Source organism: Streptomyces sp. LX-29 (genome assembly GCF_029541745.1).
In the GTDB taxonomy this organism is placed as follows: Bacteria; Actinomycetota; Actinomycetes; order Streptomycetales; family Streptomycetaceae; genus Streptomyces.
On sequence record NZ_CP089746.1, the window covers coordinates 4,196,290 to 4,213,371 of the forward strand.

16 protein-coding genes, 1 pseudogene and 1 riboswitch are annotated in these 17,082 nt (G+C 72.0%); of the genes and pseudogenes, 4 read left to right on the forward strand and 13 right to left on the reverse strand.

Features of this window, described 5'->3' with window-relative positions:
* Positions 1-94: 94 nt before the first annotated feature.
* Positions 95-520, forward strand: coding sequence for a D-aminoacyl-tRNA deacylase (gene dtd, locus LRS74_RS18090; RefSeq protein ID WP_277741966.1), 426 nt, complete (start codon positions 95-97; stop codon positions 518-520).
* 19 nt (positions 521-539) lie between these two features.
* Here the strand turns inward: dtd and LRS74_RS18095 are convergent, their stop codons facing one another.
* The 6 genes from LRS74_RS18095 to LRS74_RS18120 form a co-directional block, all read right to left on the reverse strand.
* The gene (locus LRS74_RS18095) at positions 540-1,505 is read right to left on the reverse strand and encodes a glycine cleavage T C-terminal barrel domain-containing protein (RefSeq protein WP_277741967.1); all 966 of its coding nucleotides are present in this window, start codon (positions 1,503-1,505) and stop codon (positions 540-542) included.
* 10 nt (positions 1,506-1,515) lie between these two features.
* Positions 1,516-1,974 carry a Fur family transcriptional regulator gene (locus LRS74_RS18100; RefSeq protein WP_144386933.1) on the reverse strand — a complete coding sequence of 153 codons (459 nt, stop codon included), beginning with the start codon at positions 1,972-1,974 and terminating at the stop codon, positions 1,516-1,518.
* A 19-nt stretch (positions 1,975-1,993) separates the two neighbouring features.
* A complete protein-coding gene (locus LRS74_RS18105; RefSeq protein WP_277741968.1) occupies positions 1,994-3,034 on the reverse strand; it encodes an ABC transporter substrate-binding protein in 1,041 nt (346 codons plus the stop codon).
* A 70-nt stretch (positions 3,035-3,104) separates the two neighbouring features.
* Positions 3,105-3,878: an ABC transporter ATP-binding protein gene (locus tag LRS74_RS18110; protein WP_277741969.1), complete on the reverse strand. Its 774-nt coding sequence runs from the start codon at positions 3,876-3,878 to the stop codon at positions 3,105-3,107.
* A gap of 124 nt (positions 3,879-4,002) precedes the next feature.
* A complete protein-coding gene (locus tag LRS74_RS18115; protein ID WP_277741970.1) occupies positions 4,003-5,073 on the reverse strand; it encodes an iron ABC transporter permease in 1,071 nt (356 codons plus the stop codon).
* Between the two features lie 184 nt (positions 5,074-5,257).
* Positions 5,258-5,336, reverse strand: a riboswitch (cobalamin riboswitch).
* Between the two features lie 30 nt (positions 5,337-5,366).
* Positions 5,367-5,939, reverse strand: a complete 573-nt coding sequence (locus tag LRS74_RS18120) for an FABP family protein (RefSeq protein ID WP_277741971.1) — start codon at positions 5,937-5,939, stop codon at positions 5,367-5,369.
* 270 nt (positions 5,940-6,209) lie between these two features.
* Between LRS74_RS18120 and LRS74_RS18125 the strand changes: the two genes are divergently transcribed.
* Positions 6,210-6,575: a DsrE family protein gene (locus LRS74_RS18125; RefSeq protein ID WP_277741972.1), complete on the forward strand. Its 366-nt coding sequence runs from the start codon at positions 6,210-6,212 to the stop codon at positions 6,573-6,575.
* A gap of 84 nt (positions 6,576-6,659) precedes the next feature.
* On the opposite strand, the pseudogene LRS74_RS18130 reads toward LRS74_RS18125, so the two are convergent.
* The 7 genes and pseudogenes from LRS74_RS18130 to LRS74_RS18160 all read right to left on the reverse strand — a co-directional run.
* Positions 6,660-6,926 (reverse strand): annotated as a pseudogene (locus LRS74_RS18130) (DUF3099 domain-containing protein); the annotation flags it as partial.
* Between the two features lie 35 nt (positions 6,927-6,961).
* Positions 6,962-8,674 (reverse strand): D-alanyl-D-alanine carboxypeptidase/D-alanyl-D-alanine-endopeptidase, encoded by a 1,713-nt coding sequence (gene dacB / locus LRS74_RS18135; RefSeq protein WP_277741973.1) that lies wholly within the window; start codon positions 8,672-8,674, stop codon positions 6,962-6,964.
* A gap of 268 nt (positions 8,675-8,942) precedes the next feature.
* Complete coding sequence (locus LRS74_RS18140) at positions 8,943-9,230, reverse strand: DUF1416 domain-containing protein (protein WP_144386939.1); 288 nt, start codon at positions 9,228-9,230, stop codon at positions 8,943-8,945.
* A gap of 85 nt (positions 9,231-9,315) precedes the next feature.
* Positions 9,316-10,155 (reverse strand): sulfurtransferase, encoded by an 840-nt coding sequence (locus LRS74_RS18145; protein ID WP_277741974.1) that lies wholly within the window; start codon positions 10,153-10,155, stop codon positions 9,316-9,318.
* Positions 10,156-10,836: 681 nt separating this feature from the next.
* Positions 10,837-11,649: a DUF2993 domain-containing protein gene (locus tag LRS74_RS18150; RefSeq protein WP_277741975.1), complete on the reverse strand. Its 813-nt coding sequence runs from the start codon at positions 11,647-11,649 to the stop codon at positions 10,837-10,839.
* A 46-nt stretch (positions 11,650-11,695) separates the two neighbouring features.
* Positions 11,696-12,892: a hypothetical protein gene (locus tag LRS74_RS18155; protein WP_277741976.1), complete on the reverse strand. Its 1,197-nt coding sequence runs from the start codon at positions 12,890-12,892 to the stop codon at positions 11,696-11,698.
* A 9-nt stretch (positions 12,893-12,901) separates the two neighbouring features.
* Entirely contained in the window at positions 12,902-13,162 is a 261-nt protein-coding gene (locus tag LRS74_RS18160; protein WP_277744810.1) for a MoaD/ThiS family protein, read from the reverse strand.
* Positions 13,163-13,328: 166 nt separating this feature from the next.
* On the opposite strand from LRS74_RS18160, the gene LRS74_RS18165 reads away from it, so the two are divergent.
* Complete coding sequence (locus tag LRS74_RS18165) at positions 13,329-15,068, forward strand: ABC transporter ATP-binding protein (RefSeq protein WP_277741977.1); 1,740 nt, start codon at positions 13,329-13,331, stop codon at positions 15,066-15,068.
* Positions 15,065-17,044: an ABC transporter ATP-binding protein gene (locus LRS74_RS18170; RefSeq protein ID WP_277741978.1), complete on the forward strand. Its 1,980-nt coding sequence runs from the start codon at positions 15,065-15,067 to the stop codon at positions 17,042-17,044. The genes LRS74_RS18165 and LRS74_RS18170 overlap by 4 nt, the downstream gene beginning before the upstream one ends.
* Positions 17,045-17,082 lie beyond the last annotated feature (38 nt).

Genomic DNA, 17,082 nt, shown 5'->3' on the forward strand with positions numbered 1-17,082 from the left:
CACTGGCAGCACGCATCGTGCCACTCTGCGTCAGGGGCGCGCATAGGCATGCGCGGAGGCGGTGCCCTGTGGGGCGCAGGGCATGATGGTGCCCATGCGTGCTGTGGTACAGAGAGTGGACGGGGCGAGCGTCGTCGTCGACGGCGAGACGGTCGGCGAGATCGCTGGTCAGGGGCTGTGCGTGCTGGTGGGGGTGACCCACGGGGACACCCGGGAGAAGGCCGCCCAACTGGCCCGCAAACTGTGGACGGTACGCATTCTGGAGGACGAGAAGTCATGCTCGGACATCTCCGCCCCGCTGTTGGTCATCAGCCAGTTCACCCTCTACGGCGACGCCCGTAAGGGCCGGCGCCCCACCTGGAACGCGGCCGCGCCCGGCGAGGTCGCCGAGCCGCTCGTCGACGAGGTGGTGGCCCAGTTGCGGGCCCTGGGAGCGCAGGTGGAGACGGGCCGCTTCGGAGCGTCCATGCGGGTCTCGCTCACGAACAACGGCCCGTTCACCGTGCTGATCGAGGTGTAGTACAGGCGGCGTAGCCGGGCTACGGCTCTACGACGACCTCCTGGGCCGCCGCCGTGGTGTCCACGATCAGCGGGGCGTCCACCGGGACGTTCCGCTTCACCAGCGCCAGCGCGATCGGGCCCAGTTCGTGGTGGCGAGCCGAGGTGGTGACGAAGCCGAGCTGGCGGCCCTCCTCGCCGTCGGCGGCCAGCCGCACCGGCGCGCCGTGCCCCGGCAGCTTCACCTCGCTGCCGTCCAGGTGCAGAAAGACCAGCCGGCGCGGCGGCTTGCCCAGGTTCTGCACCCGCGCGACCGTCTCCTGACCGCGGTAGCAGCCCTTCTGGAGGTGGACGGCCGTGCCGATCCAACCCAGCTCGTGCGGGATGGTGCGGTGGTCGGTCTCCATGCCCAGCCGCGGCCGGTGCGCCTCCACGCGCAGCGCCTCGTACGCCAGCATGCCGGCGGCCGGGCCGTGGGCCGCGGCGAAGGACTCCAGCTCCGCGCGCGGCAGGAAGAGATCGCGGCCGTGGGCGGTCTCGCGCACCACCGCGTCCGGCGGGGCGGTGGCGATGGAGCCGGCCGGCAGGTGCACCACGGCATAGGCGTCGGTGCGGTCGGCGATCTCCACCCGGTAGAAGAACTTCATGCTCTCCAGGTAGGCGATCAGCGCGTCCTGGGTGTCGGGCTCCACATGGGCCCAGGTCGTCTCGCCGTCGTCGACCAGGTAGAGGGCGTGCTCGATGTGGCCGTGCGCGGAGAGGACCAGCGCCTCGGTGGCCTGGCCCGGGGGGAGTTCGCTGACGTGCTGGGTGAGCAGCAGATGCAGCCAGCTCAGCCGGTCGGCACCGGTGACCGTGACCACCCCGCGGTGCGAGAGGTCCACGAAGCCGGTGCCGTCGGCGAGCGCGCGCTGCTCACGGAACAGGTCGCCGTAGTGCGCGGCGACACCTTCGTCGGGGCCCTCGCCGGGGACGGCGCCGGGCAGCGACAGCAAAGGGCTCTTCATGCAGCACAGCCTACGACTTGGCGTCCGGGCCCCGCCCTGGCCGCCGGCCGCTCTTGGCGGCGCAGTCGGCGCACCGGCCGTAGATCGCGAAGTGCTTGAGATCGGTCTCGAAGCCGAAGGTGTCGCGCAGCTGGGAGGCGAACTCCTCGGTCACCGAAAGATCGGCTTCGATCACGTCCGTGCAGTCCCGGCACACCAGGTGGATGTGGTGGTGCCGGTCGGCCAGGTGGTACGTGGGCGCGCCGGGGCCGAGGTGGGCGTGGCTGACCAGCCCCAGTTCCTGGAGCAGCTCCAGGGTGCGGTAGACCGTGGAGATGTTGATCCCGCTGGCGGTGCGGCGCACCTCGGTGAGGATGTCGTCGGGGGTGGCGTGTCCGAGGCGCTCGACGGCCTCCAACACGAGCTGGCGCTGCGGGGTCAGGCGGTATCCGCGCTCCCGCAGATCGGACTTCCAGTCGGTACTCGCCACCCGCCCAGTGTAGGCAGGCTCAGCCCCCGTGTTCGCGGTTCGCCTCCCGCACGCCCTTGAGATAGTCGGCCAGGGTGGCGATGGCGGCCGGGTTGCGGGGGCTCTCCACCAGGTCGACGTAGTCCAGGACGAAGATCCGGTCGTTCCTGACCGCCGACACGTTCCGCAGCGGCGGGTAGCTCTTGAGGAACTTCCTCTTCTGCTCGGCGGTGGTGTCGCCGTAGTCGTTGATCACGATGACCTCGGGGTCCCGCTCGACCACGCTCTCCCAGCCGACCGTGGTCCAGGAGTCCTCGAGGTCCTTCATGACGTGGTCGCCGCCGGCCCTGGTGATGATGTCGTGCGGCCCCGCGTAGCGGCCGGAGGTGAACGGCTTGTCCTCGCCGGCGTCGTACAGGAAGACGGTGGGACGGTCGCCGTCCGCCGGAAGGTCCGCCTGGGCGTCGGCGACCTGCTTCCTGAACTTCGCGATCAGCGCGGTGGCCCGGTCCTCCACATGGAAGATCTTCCCGAGGTTGTCCAGGTCGGTGTAGAGCGCCTCCAGCGGTGACATCACGCCGCGCGCCTTGCCGTCGCCGCCGTTACGGCAGGACTCGGTGAGGACGTAGGAGTCGACGCCGACCTTCTTCAGGGCCGCGGGGGTGAAACCGTTGCCCTCGCCGAAGCCGTAGTTCCAGCCGGCGAAGACCATGTCGGCCCTGGCGTCCAGGACCAGCTCCCGGTTGATCTCCTTGTCGGAGAGCCGCTCGACCTTGTCGTAGCCGCCCTTCCAGGGGATGTCCTCCAGGTCGCCGCGGTCGTCACCCATCACATAGCCGGCCATGTGGTCCTCCAGACCGAGCGCGAACATGATCTCGGTGATGCCGACGTCGTTGGTGACCACCCGCTCGGGGACCCGGTCGTAGGTGACCTTCCTGCCGCAGTTCTCGACGGTGACGGGGCGGTCCTTCGCGGAGTCCTCGGCGGACGGCTTGTCGTCCGCCACGTCGGCGCCGCACCCGGTCACGGCGAGCGCGAGGGCGAGCGTCAGGGCGGCGGGCAGGGCGTGGCGCGGGGTCATGGGGTCCTCGTCTGGGGGCGCGGAGGGGCGGTGGGCACGGGCGGGGTGTGACTCGGCGGGGGCGGGGCGGTCAGCCCGCGGGCAGCCGGTCGAAGAGCAGCTGCACGGCCCCGGACTCCGGGTGCGGCACGCGGTGCGCGCGCACCCCGAAGACCTCGGCGAGCAGCTCGGGCGTGAGCACGTCGTGCGGGGCGCCGGAGGCGACGATCCGGCCGCGCGCGATGACGTACAGCAGGTCGCAGTGGACGGCGGCCAGGTTGAGGTCGTGCAGCGCGGTGAGCACGGTCAGCCGGCTGTCCCGCACCAGCGCCAGCACCTCCAGCTGCTGGGCGATGTCCAGGTGGTTGGTCGGCTCGTCCAGCACCAGCACCCGCGGCTGCTGGGCGAGCGCGCGGGCGATCAGCACCCGCTGCCTCTCGCCGCCGGAGAGGGTGAGGAAGCCGCGGCCGGCCAGGTGGTCGGCGGCGACCCGACGCAGCGCCGCGGCGCACGCCTCCCGGTCGGCGGCGGTGGTCCGGCCGGCGCCGCTCTGGTGCGGCAGCCGGCCCATGGCGACCACCTCGGCCACCGTGAAGTCGAACTCGCTGCTCGACTCCTGCGGCAGCGCGGCCAGCCGCCGGGCGCTCTCCCGGGGGCTCATCGCCCACAGGTCCTCCCCGTCCAGCCGCACCGTCCCGGCGGCCGGCCGCAGCGCCCGGTAGACGCAGCGCAGCAGGGTGGACTTGCCGCTCCCGTTCGGCCCGACCAGTCCCACCAGCTGCCCGCTGCCGGCCCGCAGCGCCACGTCCCGGACCAGCCGCGCTCCGGCGATCTCGACGCCGAGCCCGTCGATGTCGACCTGCATCAGGCACCTCCATGGGGGTGGGGGACGGCGGGGGAGGGCCCCGACCGGGGGGTGGCGGGCGCCGCCCGGCGGAGGACCCCCGGCGCGACGGGCGGGGCGGTGGCGGATGGCGGGGCGAGGCGCATCACGCACCTCCGAAGGTGTAGCCGCGGCGGCGCATCAGCAGCACGAAGCACGGCACGCCCAGTACGGCGGTGATGACCCCGAGCGGGAGTTCGACCGGGGCCAGCAGCACCCGGGAGAGGATGTCGACCCACACCAGCAGCACCGCGCCGAGCAGCGGGGCCACGGCCAGCAGCCGGCGGTGGTCGGCGCCGACGAGCATCCGGGCGATGTGCGGGACCATCAGCCCGACGAACCCGATCGCTCCGCTGACGGCCACCACGGCCCCGGTGACGGCGGCGGTCACCAGGAACAGCTCGGCGCGCAGCCGGCGGCCGTCCACCCCCAGCGCCGCCGCCGTCTCATCGCCCATGGCCAGCGCGTTGAGCCGGCGGGCGGAGTAGCCCAGATGGGCCAGTCCGGCCAGCACGGCGACGGCGGCGATCGGCACCGAGGCCCAACTGGCGCCGCTCAGGCTGCCCATCAGCCACATCAGCGCGGAGCGGGCCGCCTCTCCGCGGTTGGCGGTGAAGACCATGAGGGTGGTGATGGCCGAGAAGCAGTAGTACATGGCGGAGCCGGTGAGCACCAGGCGCAGCGGGGTCAGCCCGTGCGGCGAGCGGGCCACCGCGTACACCAGCGCCATCGCGGCCAGCGCGGAGACGAAGGAGGAGGCGGAGAGCGCCCAGAGGCCGAGCCCCGAGAAGGCCCCGAACAGCAGCACCGCGTTGGCGCCCACGGCGGCCCCGGAGGAGATGCCCAGCACGAACGGGTCGGCGAGCGCGTTGCGGACCATGGCCTGCACGGCCACCCCGATGGCCGCGAGCCCGGCCCCGACCACGGCGGCCAGCACCGCCCGCGGGAAGCGCAGCTCCCAGACGATGGTGTACGCGGCCACCTCGTCCCGCCCGATGGTGGCCCCGGTCAGACCGGCGCGCAGGTAACGCAGCACCTCGGCCCAGGACAGCCCCGCCGCGCCCAGTCCGACGCCGCAGACGAGGGAGATCAGCAGAGCGAGGGAGAGGCCGGCCACGAGGGGCGGTAACGGCAGCCGTCGCGCCGGCGCGCCGTCGTCGGAGCCCTCGCCCGCCACCGGCGCTTCCGTCGATATCGGGCTCGGGCTGGTGCTCGGGGGTGTCACCGTGGTGCCGTCGCTTTCGCCTCGGGCCGCGTCCCGTACGTGCCGAGGAGCGGCCCGGGTGCGCTGTCCTCGCGTACGGCGCGCCGGCGTCGTCCCCTCGCAGTCCACGGCGAGTTGTCAGGAGCAACGCCACCACGGGTGATCGGGCTCGCGGCGCCCACGGGGGGTGCCGCCTACCGTTGCGGGTCAGCGCCGGACTCGGACCGGACTTCCCCCGTGGTGGCGGTGGGTGGATCGGTTGTGCGTCAGCGGAAGAAGGCGATGCCGTCGTCCGGCAGGTCGCCGAGGTTGCGGGCCATCTCCGCGACCTCCTCGGGGGTGACGACCTTCTTCAGGTGCGCCGACATGTACGGCCGCAGCGGCACCTCGGGGGTGGCCTTCTCGCCCACCCACATCAGGTCGCTCTTGACGTAGCCGTACAGCCGCTTGCCGCCGGAGTACGGGCCGGAGGCCGCGGTGCGCGCGACGGCGTCGGTGACCAGGTCGATCTGCGGCTTCTTGTCGGCCAGCTCGCCGTACCAGACCTCGACCACGCCCTGGTCGCGGATCATCACGATCTCGACCTTGCGGTCCTTGTCGATGCGCCAGTACCCGGACTCGGTCTCCAGCGGGCGGACCTTGTTGCCCTCGGCGTCGAGCACCCAGCTGTGCGAGACGTACTCCAGGAAGTCCCGGCCGTCGTGGGTGAAGGTCACCTCCTGGCCGAAGTTGCACTTCTCGGAGCCGGGGAAGTCGGCGACGCCGACGCCCTGCCAGTTGCCGAGGAGGAAGGCGAGGGGTACGAGGTCCGGGTGGAGGTCGGACGGGATCTCGATCATGAACTCAGGCGATCTGTGAGTCGGGGTGGGCGGCGGGCTGCGGCGGGGTCAGCGCTGGCCCTGGTAGAGCTTCTTCCAGGTCAGGCCGACGAAGCCGAGTGTGGCCAAGGCGACCAGGACCATCAGGGCGGTGAAGACTGCCTCAAGCACGAGCGTGCTCCTCGGGGGATGAGGTGTTACGGACCGTGCCCAAGTCTAGTCGGCGCCGGTCTCGCGACACCGTGAGGTGCGCCCCGTCGGCGCGCGCCCCGCGCGCACTACAGTGCGGATATGGCGAAGAAGCTGGTGATCAAGGTGACGGCGGGGGCCGACGCGCCCGAGCGGTGCTCCCAGGCGTTCACGGTGGCGGCGGTCGCCGTGGCCAGTGGCGTCGAGGTCTCGCTCTGGCTGACCGGGGAGTCCTCGTGGTTCGCGCTGCCGGGGCGGGCGGCGGAGTTCGAGCTGCCGCACGCGGCGCCGCTGCCGGAGCTGATCGACGGGATCCTGGCGGGCGGCGGCAGGATCACGCTCTGTACGCAGTGCGCGGCCCGGCGCGGCATCGAGGAGAAGGACCTCATCGAGGGCGCGCGGATCGCCGGGGCGCAGGTCTTCGTCAGCGAGATCATGCCGGACGGGGTGCGGTCGCTCGTCTACTGACGGCGGCCGGCCCGCGGTCGGTCCGCGGTCGTTCCGCGCCGTAGGTTCACGCGGGTGGCCCAGCCGCCGGCTCAGGCAGGTGGCTCAGCGCGGCTCGCGGCGGTCCAGCTCGCGCCACCACTCGTCCGACTGCCGGTCCCCGGTCTCGTCCCACCACCGGTCGTCCGGCCCCCTGCGGTTGGCCACGATCGCGGCCAGCGGCGGGATGACCATGGCCACCACGCACATGCCGACGGCGACCGGGACCGACCACAGCCGTACCACGGCCCAGGCCGTGATGAAGAGCGTCAGACACGCGCCCATCATGAAGAAGTAGGCGCGCCGCCGTCGCGCGTACATGCCTTCAGCGTACGACCGCGAGCGCGTTCTGTAACGCTCCGCGGCGGCTACGTCCCCTGACCGGCGTCCTCCCGGGGCTGACCGGTCTCCTCCTGGGGCTGGCCGGCGTCCTCCTGGAGATAGGCGGCGATCATGGCCAGGTCGTTGGCGATGTCCAGTACACCGGAGATGTCGGCGGTCGGCGTGGCGGCGCCGTTCACCCCCGCGTAGAAGACGTCGTAGTGGCCGTCGCCGGTCTCCAGGTAGCCGGCGATGGTCTCGGCGCCGACCGCCAGCCGGTCGTTCAGCGCGTCGTAGCCGGCGACCGTGCCGGTCTTGGCGAAGACCTTGCCGCGGGCGGGGCAGTCGCGGCAGGAGTCGGCGAGGGTGCCGTCGACGCCGAGGATCGGCAGCGCCTCCCGGAAGCGGGTGGCCTCGTCCGTGCGGAGCCAGTACTCCAGCAACTGCGCCTCGGCCAGCGGGGTGGCCCGGTCCACCGGGTCGCCGCCCCGGCCGTCCAGCAGCTGGATCTGGGTCGGGTCCACGCCCGCCCCTTCCAGGAAGCGGGCCAGCACCGGGAAGCCGGCCATGCAGTCGTGGCTGCCGGTGCTCACCGCCATCAGGCAGATCGCCAGGTTGGCGCCCAGGTTGTGGCTGACCTTGAGGATCAGCTTGGCGTACTCGGCGTACGGCGGCGAGGTGTACGCGGCCACCCGCGGATCGCCCCGGTAGTCGGCGGGCAGCCGGTCGGCCGGGTTGGGGCCGTCCGCGTCCGCCGTCACCGTCACCCCGGCCCGGCCCAACGCCTCGATCAGCGCGGTGCGGCCGAAGGCCGCCGGGTCGGCGATGTCGGAGATCCGCAGCACCGGGTCGGAGTCGGCGGCGATGGTGCCGGAGAGCTGGATCCGGGTGCCGTCGTCGGAGGCGGTCACGGTGATGTTCGTGGGCTCGCCGGCCGCGACCGTACGGACCGAGGAGGTGACCTGGTACGGCGCGACCCGCGGCCGCCAGTCCAGCCGGGCCGGGTCGCCGGGGCTCGCCCCGGGCGTGGTCAGCAGATCGATGACGTTGTCGTTGATGATCAGCGGGGTGGGGACCGGGTCGAACACCGGCTCCCGTTCGAAGAGCCGATCATCGATGATCACATCGCCCTCGACACGGGTGATGCCGGCGTCCCGCACCTGCCGCGCGATCTCGTCGAGGCCCGCCAGCGGGTTCTCCGGGGTGAGCGTGGCGCCGGGGATGTCGTTGGCGTACGTGTGGTCGACGTCGGTGAAGGCGACGGTGCCGTCCGGGCGGGTCCGCCCGCCCATCGTGAGGTCCCCCTGGGCGACCAGGTCCAGGTTCCCCTCCAGGGTGGAGCCGCGCCGGGTGCCGACGGCGTGCACCGGGGTGACGAAGCGGTGGTCGCCGCCGAGGGTGTGCCAGGCCCCGGAGACGCTGAAGAGCTTGGCCGTGGAGCCCGGGAGGAAGAAGCGGTCGGCGAGCTCGGAGTGGAGCACCTCGCCGGTTTCCGGGCGCTTCTGGTAGAGCCCCCAGAGGGCGTGCCGGTACGCGGGCTTCCGCATGATCTCGGTGATCCGCGGGTCGAGGGGGCGCACCGCGGGGACCTCGTCCGAGAGCGGGTCCGCGGTCGCGGTCGCAGTCGCGGCCGGGGTCGGGGTCGGAACCTGGGCCTGGACCTGGGCCGCGGCCTGGGCGACGCCCGGCGTCAGGGCCGTGAACAGCAGGGCGCAGCACGCGGTGAGGAGTCGGCACCGCCGGGACCTGGGTCTTCTCACTGTTGGCACGGTCACCAACGTAAGGAAAAGTGGCCTGGGTCACATGGAGGCGTGCCGATCATATGGCTGACGAGTCGCCTCCTGCCCGGCTCGCCGCCCCGGCGTGCCTTCGGCCCGGTGCGCCCCGTGTGTCGTTCTCCGCCCGCGTGTGCTCCGTCGTGCGGGAACGGCGGCATGTCTGAGCGACGGCATGCCGAGGGCCGCACCCCGCTGCGAGCTGTCCAACCCCAGGGGTGCGGCCCTCGTGTCCGTCGAGCCGGGACCAGGCTCAGACGGCGATCGCGACCTCCGCCAGGCCGCCCTGCTGGGCGACGACGGTGCGGTCCGCCGTGGCGCCCGGGACCAGTGCGCGCACGGTCCAGGTGCCCTCGGCGGCGTAGAAGCGGAACTGTCCGGTCGCGGAGGTGGGGACCTCCGCGGTGAACTCGCCGGTGCTGTCCAGGAGGCGGACGTAGCCGGCCACGGGCTCGCCGTCGCGGGTCACCGATCCCTGGATCGTGGTCTCACCGGGCTTGATGGTCGAGGCGTCGGGGCCGCCGGCCTGTGCTCCACACATGTGACGTTCCTTTGGTTCGCTGTTCTCGCGGGAGAGAGGAGAGGGGGGCGGGGGAGGGGGGGGAGGTGGAGGAGAGGGGGAGCGATCAGGCGTTGGCGCCGAGCTCGATCGGCACGCCGACCAGCGAGCCGTACTCGGTCCAGGAGCCGTCGTAGTTCTTGACGTTGGACTGGCCGAGCAGCTCGTGCAGCACAAACCAGGTGTGCGCGGAGCGCTCGCCGATGCGGCAGTAGGCGATGGTGTCCTTCGACAGGTCGACGCCCTCGCCCTCGTAGAGCGCCTTGAGCTGCTCGTCGGACTTGAAGGTGCCGTCGTCGTTGGCCGACTTGGACCACGGGATGTTGCGGGCGGTGGGCACGTGGCCCGGGCGCTGCGACTGCTCCTGCGGCAGGTGGGCCGGGGCCAGCAGCTTGCCGGAGAACTCGTCGGGGGAGCGCACGTCGACCAGGTTCAGCGAGCCGATCGCGGCGACCACGTCGTCGCGGAAGGCGCGGATCGAGGAGTCCTGGGGCTGGGCCGTGTACGCGGTCGCCGCCCGCTCGGGGACCTCGGCGACCAGGTCGCGGGAGTCCAGCTCCCACTTCTTGCGGCCGCCGTCGAGAAGCCTGACGTCCTGGTGCCCGTAGAGCTTGAAGTACCAATAGGCGTACGCCGCGAACCAGTTGTTGTTGCCGCCGTAGAGGACGACCGTGTCGTCGTTGGCGATGCCCTTGGCGGACAGCAGCTTCTCGAAGCCGGCCTGGTCCACGAAGTCGCGGCGCACCGGGTCCTGGAGGTCCTTCTTCCAGTCGATGCGGATGGCGTTCTTGATGTGGTTCTTGTCGTAGGCCGAGGTGTCCTCGTCGACCTCCACGATGACCGTCTTCGGGTCGTCGATGCGGTCCTGGACCCAGTCGGCGTCCACCAGGACGTCACTGCGGCTCATGTTCTCTCCTCCGGGGCAGTTGCGGCGGTACGGGCGGTACGGTCCCTGCGAGCGGGCCTTGCGGTACGGGCCTTGTGCGGGCCCTGCGGTACGGGGCCTTGTCGGTCCTGCGGTACGGGGCCTTGCGGTACGCGACGGTATGGCGACGGCGACGATTCGGCCGGGCGCCCTGCGCGAGCGATATGCGGGGAGGCCCTGAGCGGGCGAGGGGCGGCGGGTGCGGCTGAAGCGCACGGCCCCGTCAGACGGTGCGACAGAGCATGGCGGCGACGCGGCACAGATCGACTGCCCGCCGCTTCGTGAGATCCGCCTGTCGCTTCATAGGGCCGATCGTAGGGACGGATCGGCGGGCATGTCACCGGTGTGTCAAATGGTGAGATGCGATCGTCCGCTGTGCGGGATGGTTCGTACGGCGCCGTGCGGTGGGCCGGCTGCGCCAGCCTCGGAGGCGTTATCTGTGGTGCCGGGCCGGGGCTCCAGGGCGGAGGTCCGGGACCGCATATGTACGGGCGACGACCCCGTGCCGCGGTGGCACCCCCTCGTTGCCCACACATATGCGACAGCGTCCCGGACTTCTCCGCCCCTGCACCCCCGGCCGCTCCCGCCGGCGCCCGGCCGCGGGAGTGTGTCCGGATTTCGAGACGGGTGTTCGACTGCTGGGCTGTGTCGGGAGATCTGCGTCTAACCGGCCAGGTTGACGTCGTTGCCCGTCACCGTGATGTCCATGCCGTCCGGAGTGATCTTCGCGTCGCTGAGCTGCAGGCCCGCGGGCATGTCGTTGATCGTGCGCTCCCAGTCGGTGCGCTTGCGGACCTTCTCCTCCCAGCCGGGCAGGCTGCTGCCGGGGATCTTGTCGGCCCGCACCCGGATGGTGTTGCCGTCCGCGACGACGATGGTGCCGCGCGCGCTGACGTTCAGGCCCAGCAGGGAGCCGGTGATCTTGACCTGGTTGCGGTCCGCCGCGCTCTTCCCGGCGTAGGAGACCTTGATGCCCGGGCCGGCGGCCGCGGACAGGTCCGCGTAGCTGATGTGCGCCTTGCCGGAGGCGCGGTCCGCGGTGGCGGAGGAGAAGTCGCTGGAGACGCGCACCTGGTGCAGGGTCGCGGACAGCTCGGTCACCTTGACCTGCCGCCCGTCGCTGGTGCTGGAGGTCATGCCGTCCAGGCTCACCTCGACCTCGTCCAGCTCCTTGCCGGCGACCTGGGTGAGGAAGGGGAAGCCCTTGATGGAGACCTCGGGGGTGATGTCCAGACCCTGCTTGGACTTGATCTTCTCGGCGGCCTCGGACTCGGCGAAGTCCACGGCGAGACGGTCGGCGGCCGTGAAGAGGCCGCCGAGGACCACCAGGACGACCGCGGTGATCTTCAGTCCGCGGCCGCGTTTGCGCCGCCGGGGCGGGGCCGGGGGCACCGGCGGCGGGCCGGCCGGGGCCGGTGCCCCGGGCCGGCCGTCCGCCGCATAGGTCATCTCCGCGTCCGCCATGTCGTCCCCCAAGATCTCGATCAGGCCGTTCCGTGGCTGTCGAGCCTAACGGGAACACCTAAGCGATAGCGCGACCGATGAAGTAGACGGCGGGCGCGGCGGCGGCCAGCGGCAGCGCGACACCGGCCGTCATGTGGACGAAGCGCGACGGGTAGTCGTAGGCCGCCACGCGCAGCCCGATCAGCGCGCACACCCCGGCGGCCAGCGCCAGCGCGGCGGCCTCGGTCGCGCCGGTGTCGGTCAGCTGCCCGGCGCCCACACCGGCGCCGGCCGCCGCGAGCAGGGCCACGACGACCGAGACGGCCGTCGGCAGAGGCAGCGCGCGGGCGAGTGCCGCGACGGCCACGGCGGCCGCGCCCACGACGACCGCGTCGGAGGACTCGGCGGCGGTGGCCAGATAGCCGGAGGCCAGCACGGCGAGCGCGGTGGAGACGGTGGTGGTGGTGAGGCTGTACATCCGCTCGTCCGGGGTGCTGCGGTTGCGCAGCTGAAGGATGATCACCAGCAGCAGCCAGACGCCCAGCGTGCCGAGGACGACGGTCGGGGCGTCCTCCTTGCCGGTGGCCAGCAGCCCGGCGTCGGCGGCCAGTCCGCCGGCGAAGGCCAGCGCGATGCCCTGGCGCGCGGGCCACATGCCGTTGAGCCGGAACCAGCCGGCCGCGGTGACCGCCTGGAGCAGCGCCACGACCACGGCGACCGCCGCCCGCGGCAGCGGCGCGGTGGCCGCCAGCAGCCCGGCGAGGGCGGCGGTCAGCAGCGCCGGGGTCATCCCCGGGTCGATGATCTGCGCGCGCCCCTCGGCGCGGGCCCGCTCGGCCGCGGTCATCGGCTTCGGCGCGGCAGCCGGCTCCGGGGCCGGAAGCGGGGGCTCCGGCGCGGCCGTCGGGGCCGGGTGGCCCGGTGTGGCGTACGCGGCGGCGTCGGCGGGCTGCTGCGGGAGGTAGGCGGTGTCCGCTCCCACCGGAGCGGTGTACGGCTCCTGGTAGCCGGCGTGGCCCTGCGCGTCCGGCGGATAGGCGTACGGGTCCTGCTGCCCGTAGGGCGCCTGCGGATGGAGGTACGCCTGCTGCTCGCCGTAGCCGTTCCAGTCGGTGGCGGGCTGCTGTCCGTGCGGGTCGTACCCGGCGTAGGCGTCCTGCTGGCCGTACGACTGCTGGGGCTGCCCGTACGGGTACGGCTGCCCGTAGGCGTCATAGCCCCCGTACGGCTGCCGCTGGTCGTAGGCGTGCTGTGGATCGTGTGGCTGATTGCTCATCGCTCGGGGTCATCCTCCTGCGAACGGCGGGAGCACCTCGACCGTGCCGCCCTCGGCCAATGGGACCGTCGTGTGGTCGCGCGTGCCGACGGGGGACCCGTCGACCAGGAACGAACAGCGCTGGAGCACCCGGGCGAAGTCCGGTCGCTCGCTGTGCGCCCGCCGGGCCGCGTCGAGGGCCTCGGCGAGGGTGCCCGCCGTGTACGGCTCCTCGGCGGTGCCGGCCGCCGCCTTCGCGGCCGCCCAGTAGCGGATCGTGCCGGCGGGCACGGGCGGCCCGGCCGGGTGCCCGGCCCTGTCCCCGGTCGCCATCGCGACCCCCTTTCGCGTCCGTCCGCCCGGCGCGCCGCGGCGGTTAACGCCCTCCATGATGACGGGTGGAACGCCACAGCAAATCCAGGCGCCGGGCCGGTCGCTGTCCGCTTAGGGTTTCGATGTGCTGCTCCGACTCATACGGGCCCATCTCAAGCCCTACATCCGTCCCATCACACTTATCGTCTTTTTACAGCTCGTCGCGACGCTCGCCACGCTGTATCTGCCGACGCTGAACGCGGACATCATCGACGACGGCGTGGTCAAGGGGGATACCGGATACATCCTGCGGCTCGGTGGCGTCATGATCGGCGTGACGCTGGTGCAGGTGGTGTGCTCCATCGGCGGGGTCTACTACGGCGCGCGCACCTCCATGGCGCTCGGCCGTGACATCCGGGCGGCCGTCTTCGACCGGGTGCAGTCCTTCTCCGCCCGCGAACTGGGTCGCTTCGGGGCGCCCTCGTTGATCACCCGCACCACCAACGACGTGCAGCAGGTCCAGATGCTGGTGCTGATGGCGTTCACGCTGATGGTCGCGGCGCCGATCATGTGCGTGGGCGGCATCGCCCTGGCGCTCCAGCAGGACGTGCCGCTCTCCGGGCTGCTGCTGCTGATCGTGCCGGTGCTGGGCCTCATCACCGGGGTCGTCCTGCTCCGGATGCGGCCGCTGTTCCGCGGTGTCCAGTCCCGGATCGACACCGTCAACCGGGTGCTGCGCGAGCAGATCACCGGCATCCGGGTGATCCGCGCCTTCGTGCGGGACGACCACGAGCGCCGGCGCTTCACGGTGGCCAACGAGGGCCTGCTGGACGTCTCGCTGCGGGCCGGCCGGCTGATGGCGCTGATGTTCCCGGCCGTGATGCTGGTGGTGAACCTCTCCAGCGTGGCCGTGGTCTGGTTCGGCGGGCACCGCATCGACGACGGCGAGATGCAGATCGGTGCGCTGACCGCGTTCCTGGCCTATCTGATGCAGATCCTGATGTCCGTGATGATGGCCACCTTCATGTTCATGATGGTGCCCCGCGCGGAGGTGTGCGCGGAACGCGTCCAGGAGGTGCTCACCACCGAGAGCAGCGTGGCACCCCCGCGCGTCCCGGTGACCGTCCCGGCCGCGCGTCGCCGCGGGCTGCTGGAGCTGACCGGGGTGGAGTTCCGCTACCCGGGCGCCGAGGAGCCGGTGCTGCGGGACGTCTCGCTGATCGCCCGGCCGGGTGAGACCACGGCCGTCATCGGCTCCACCGGCAGCGGCAAGTCCACGTTGCTGGGGCTGGTGCCGCGGCTGTTCGACGCCACCGCCGGCCGGGTGCGGGTGGACGGCGTGGACGTCACCGAGCTGGACCCGGTGGTGCTCACCGAGACCGTCGGCCTGGTCCCGCAGAAGCCGTACCTGTTCAGCGGGACGGTCGCCTCGAACCTGCGCTACGGGAACCCCGACGCGACGGACGAGGAGCTGTGGCGGGCGCTGGAGGTGGCCCAGGCGCGGGAGTTCGTCGAGCAACTGCCGGAGGGGCTCGCGGCCCCGATCGCCCAGGGCGGCGGCAATGTCTCCGGCGGTCAGCGGCAGCGGCTGGCGATCGCCCGGGCGCTGGTGCGCCGACCGGCGATCTACCTCTTCGACGACTCCTTCTCGGCGCTCGACTACGCCACCGACGCCCGGCTGCGGCTGGCGCTGGCCGCGGAGACGAGCGAGGCCACGGTCGTCATCGTCGCCCAGCGGGTCTCCACCATCCGCAACGCGGACCGCATCGTGGTGCTGGACGAGGGCCGCGTCGTCGGCACCGGCACCCACCCCGAGTTGATGGAGTCCAACCCCACCTACCGGGAGATCGTGCTCTCCCAGCTCACCGAGCGGGAGGCCGCATGAGCGCGTCGACGACCAAGGGCGGGCAGCCCGGCGGCTCGATCCCGCGCCGGGGGCCCGCGCCGGCCTCCGGCATGGCGCGCTTCATGGGCGGCCAGCCCACGGAGCGCTCGATGGACTTCCGGGGCTCCGGCCGCCGGCTGCTGGCGACCATGCGCCCCGAGCGGGGCATCTCCCTGGTCGCCCTGGCGCTGGGCGTGGTGAGCATCGCGCTGTCGGTCCTCGGCCCGAAGATCCTCGGCCATGCCACCGACCTGATCTTCGCGGGCATCGTCGGTCGCTCGCTGCCCGAGGGGGTCAGCAAGGCGGAGGCGGTGCGGCGGCTGCGGGACAGCGGCGAGGGCACGCTGGCCGACATGGTCGCCTCCATGCCGGTCGTCCCCGGCCAGGGCATCGACTTCGACGCGGTCGGGGTGGTGCTGGGCTGGGTGGTGCTGATCTATCTCGGCGCCTCGGTGTTCGGCCTGGTGCAGGCCCGTATCTACACCGTCGTGGTGCAGCGTGCCGTCTTCCGGCTGCGCGAGCAGGTGGAGGAGAAGCTGTCCCGGCTGCCGCTGTCGTACTTCGACAAGCAGCCGCGCGGCGAGGTGCTCTCGCGGGCGACCAACGACATCGACAACATCCAGCAGACGCTGCAGCAGACGCTCAGCCAGGCCGTCGCCTCGCTGCTGACCATCGTCGGCGTGCTGGCGATGATGTTCTGGATCTCGCCGCTGCTGGCGCTGGTGGCCCTGGTGACGGTGCCGCTGTCGGTGGTGGTCGCGGCCCGCGTCGGCAAGCGGGCGCAGCCCCAGTTCGTGGCGCAGTGGAAGACCACCGGCACGCTCAACGCCCACGTCGAGGAGATGTACACCGGCCACGCGCTGGTGAAGGTCTTCGGGCGCCAGAAGGAGTCGGCCCAGATCTTCCGCGAGCAGAACGAGAAGCTGTACGAGGCCGGCTTCAAGGCCCAGTTCATATCCGGGATCATCCAGCCCGCGATGATGTTCATCGGCAACCTGAACTATGTGCTGGTGGCGGTGGTCGGCGGGCTGCGGGTGGCCAGCGGCTCCCTGTCGATCGGCGACGTCCAGGCGTTCGTCCAGTACTCGCGCCAGTTCAGCCAGCCGCTCACCCAGGTGGCCAGCATGGCCAACCTGATCCAGTCCGGCGTCGCCTCCGCCGAGCGGGTCTTCGAGCTGTTGGACGCCGAGGAGCAGCGCCCGGACGCGGTCGGCGCGCCCCGGCCGGAGCGGGTCACCGGACGCGTCTCGTTCGAGAAGGTCTCCTTCCGCTACCAGCCGGACAAGCCGCTGATCGAGGACCTGTCGCTGGCGGTCCACCCCGGGCAGACGGTCGCCATCGTCGGTCCCACCGGCGCCGGCAAGACCACCCTGGTCAATCTGCTGATGCGGTTCTACGAGGTCAGCGGCGGGCGGATCACCCTGGACGGGGTGGACATCGCCGCCATGTCGCGCGAGGAGCTGCGCTCCCACATCGGGATGGTGCTCCAGGACACCTGGCTGTTCGGCGGCACCATCGCCGAGAACATCGCCTACGGGGCGGAGGGCGCCGGCATGGACGAGATCGTCTGGGCGGCCAAGGCCACGCATGTGGACCGGTTCGTACGGACGCTCCCGGACGGCTACGACACGGTGCTGGACGACGAGGGGGCCAACCTCAGCGTCGGCGAGAAGCAGCTGATCACCATCGCCCGGGCGTTCCTGGCCGAGCCGGCCATCCTCATCCTGGACGAGGCCACCAGCTCGGTCGACACCCGCACCGAGGTGCTGATCCAGCACGCCATGGCCTCGCTGCGCACCGGCCGCACCAGCTTCGTCATCGCCCACCGGCTCTCCACCATCCGCGACGCCGACGTCATCCTCGTGATGGAGTCGGGCCGCATCGTCGAGCAGGGCTCCCACCAGGAGCTGGTCGCCGCGGGCGGGGCGTACGCCCGGCTGTACGAGGCGCAGTTCGCTGAGCCGTTGGCGGAGTGAGCCCGTCGCCGGGGTCCGGGAGCCGTGCCCGGACCCCG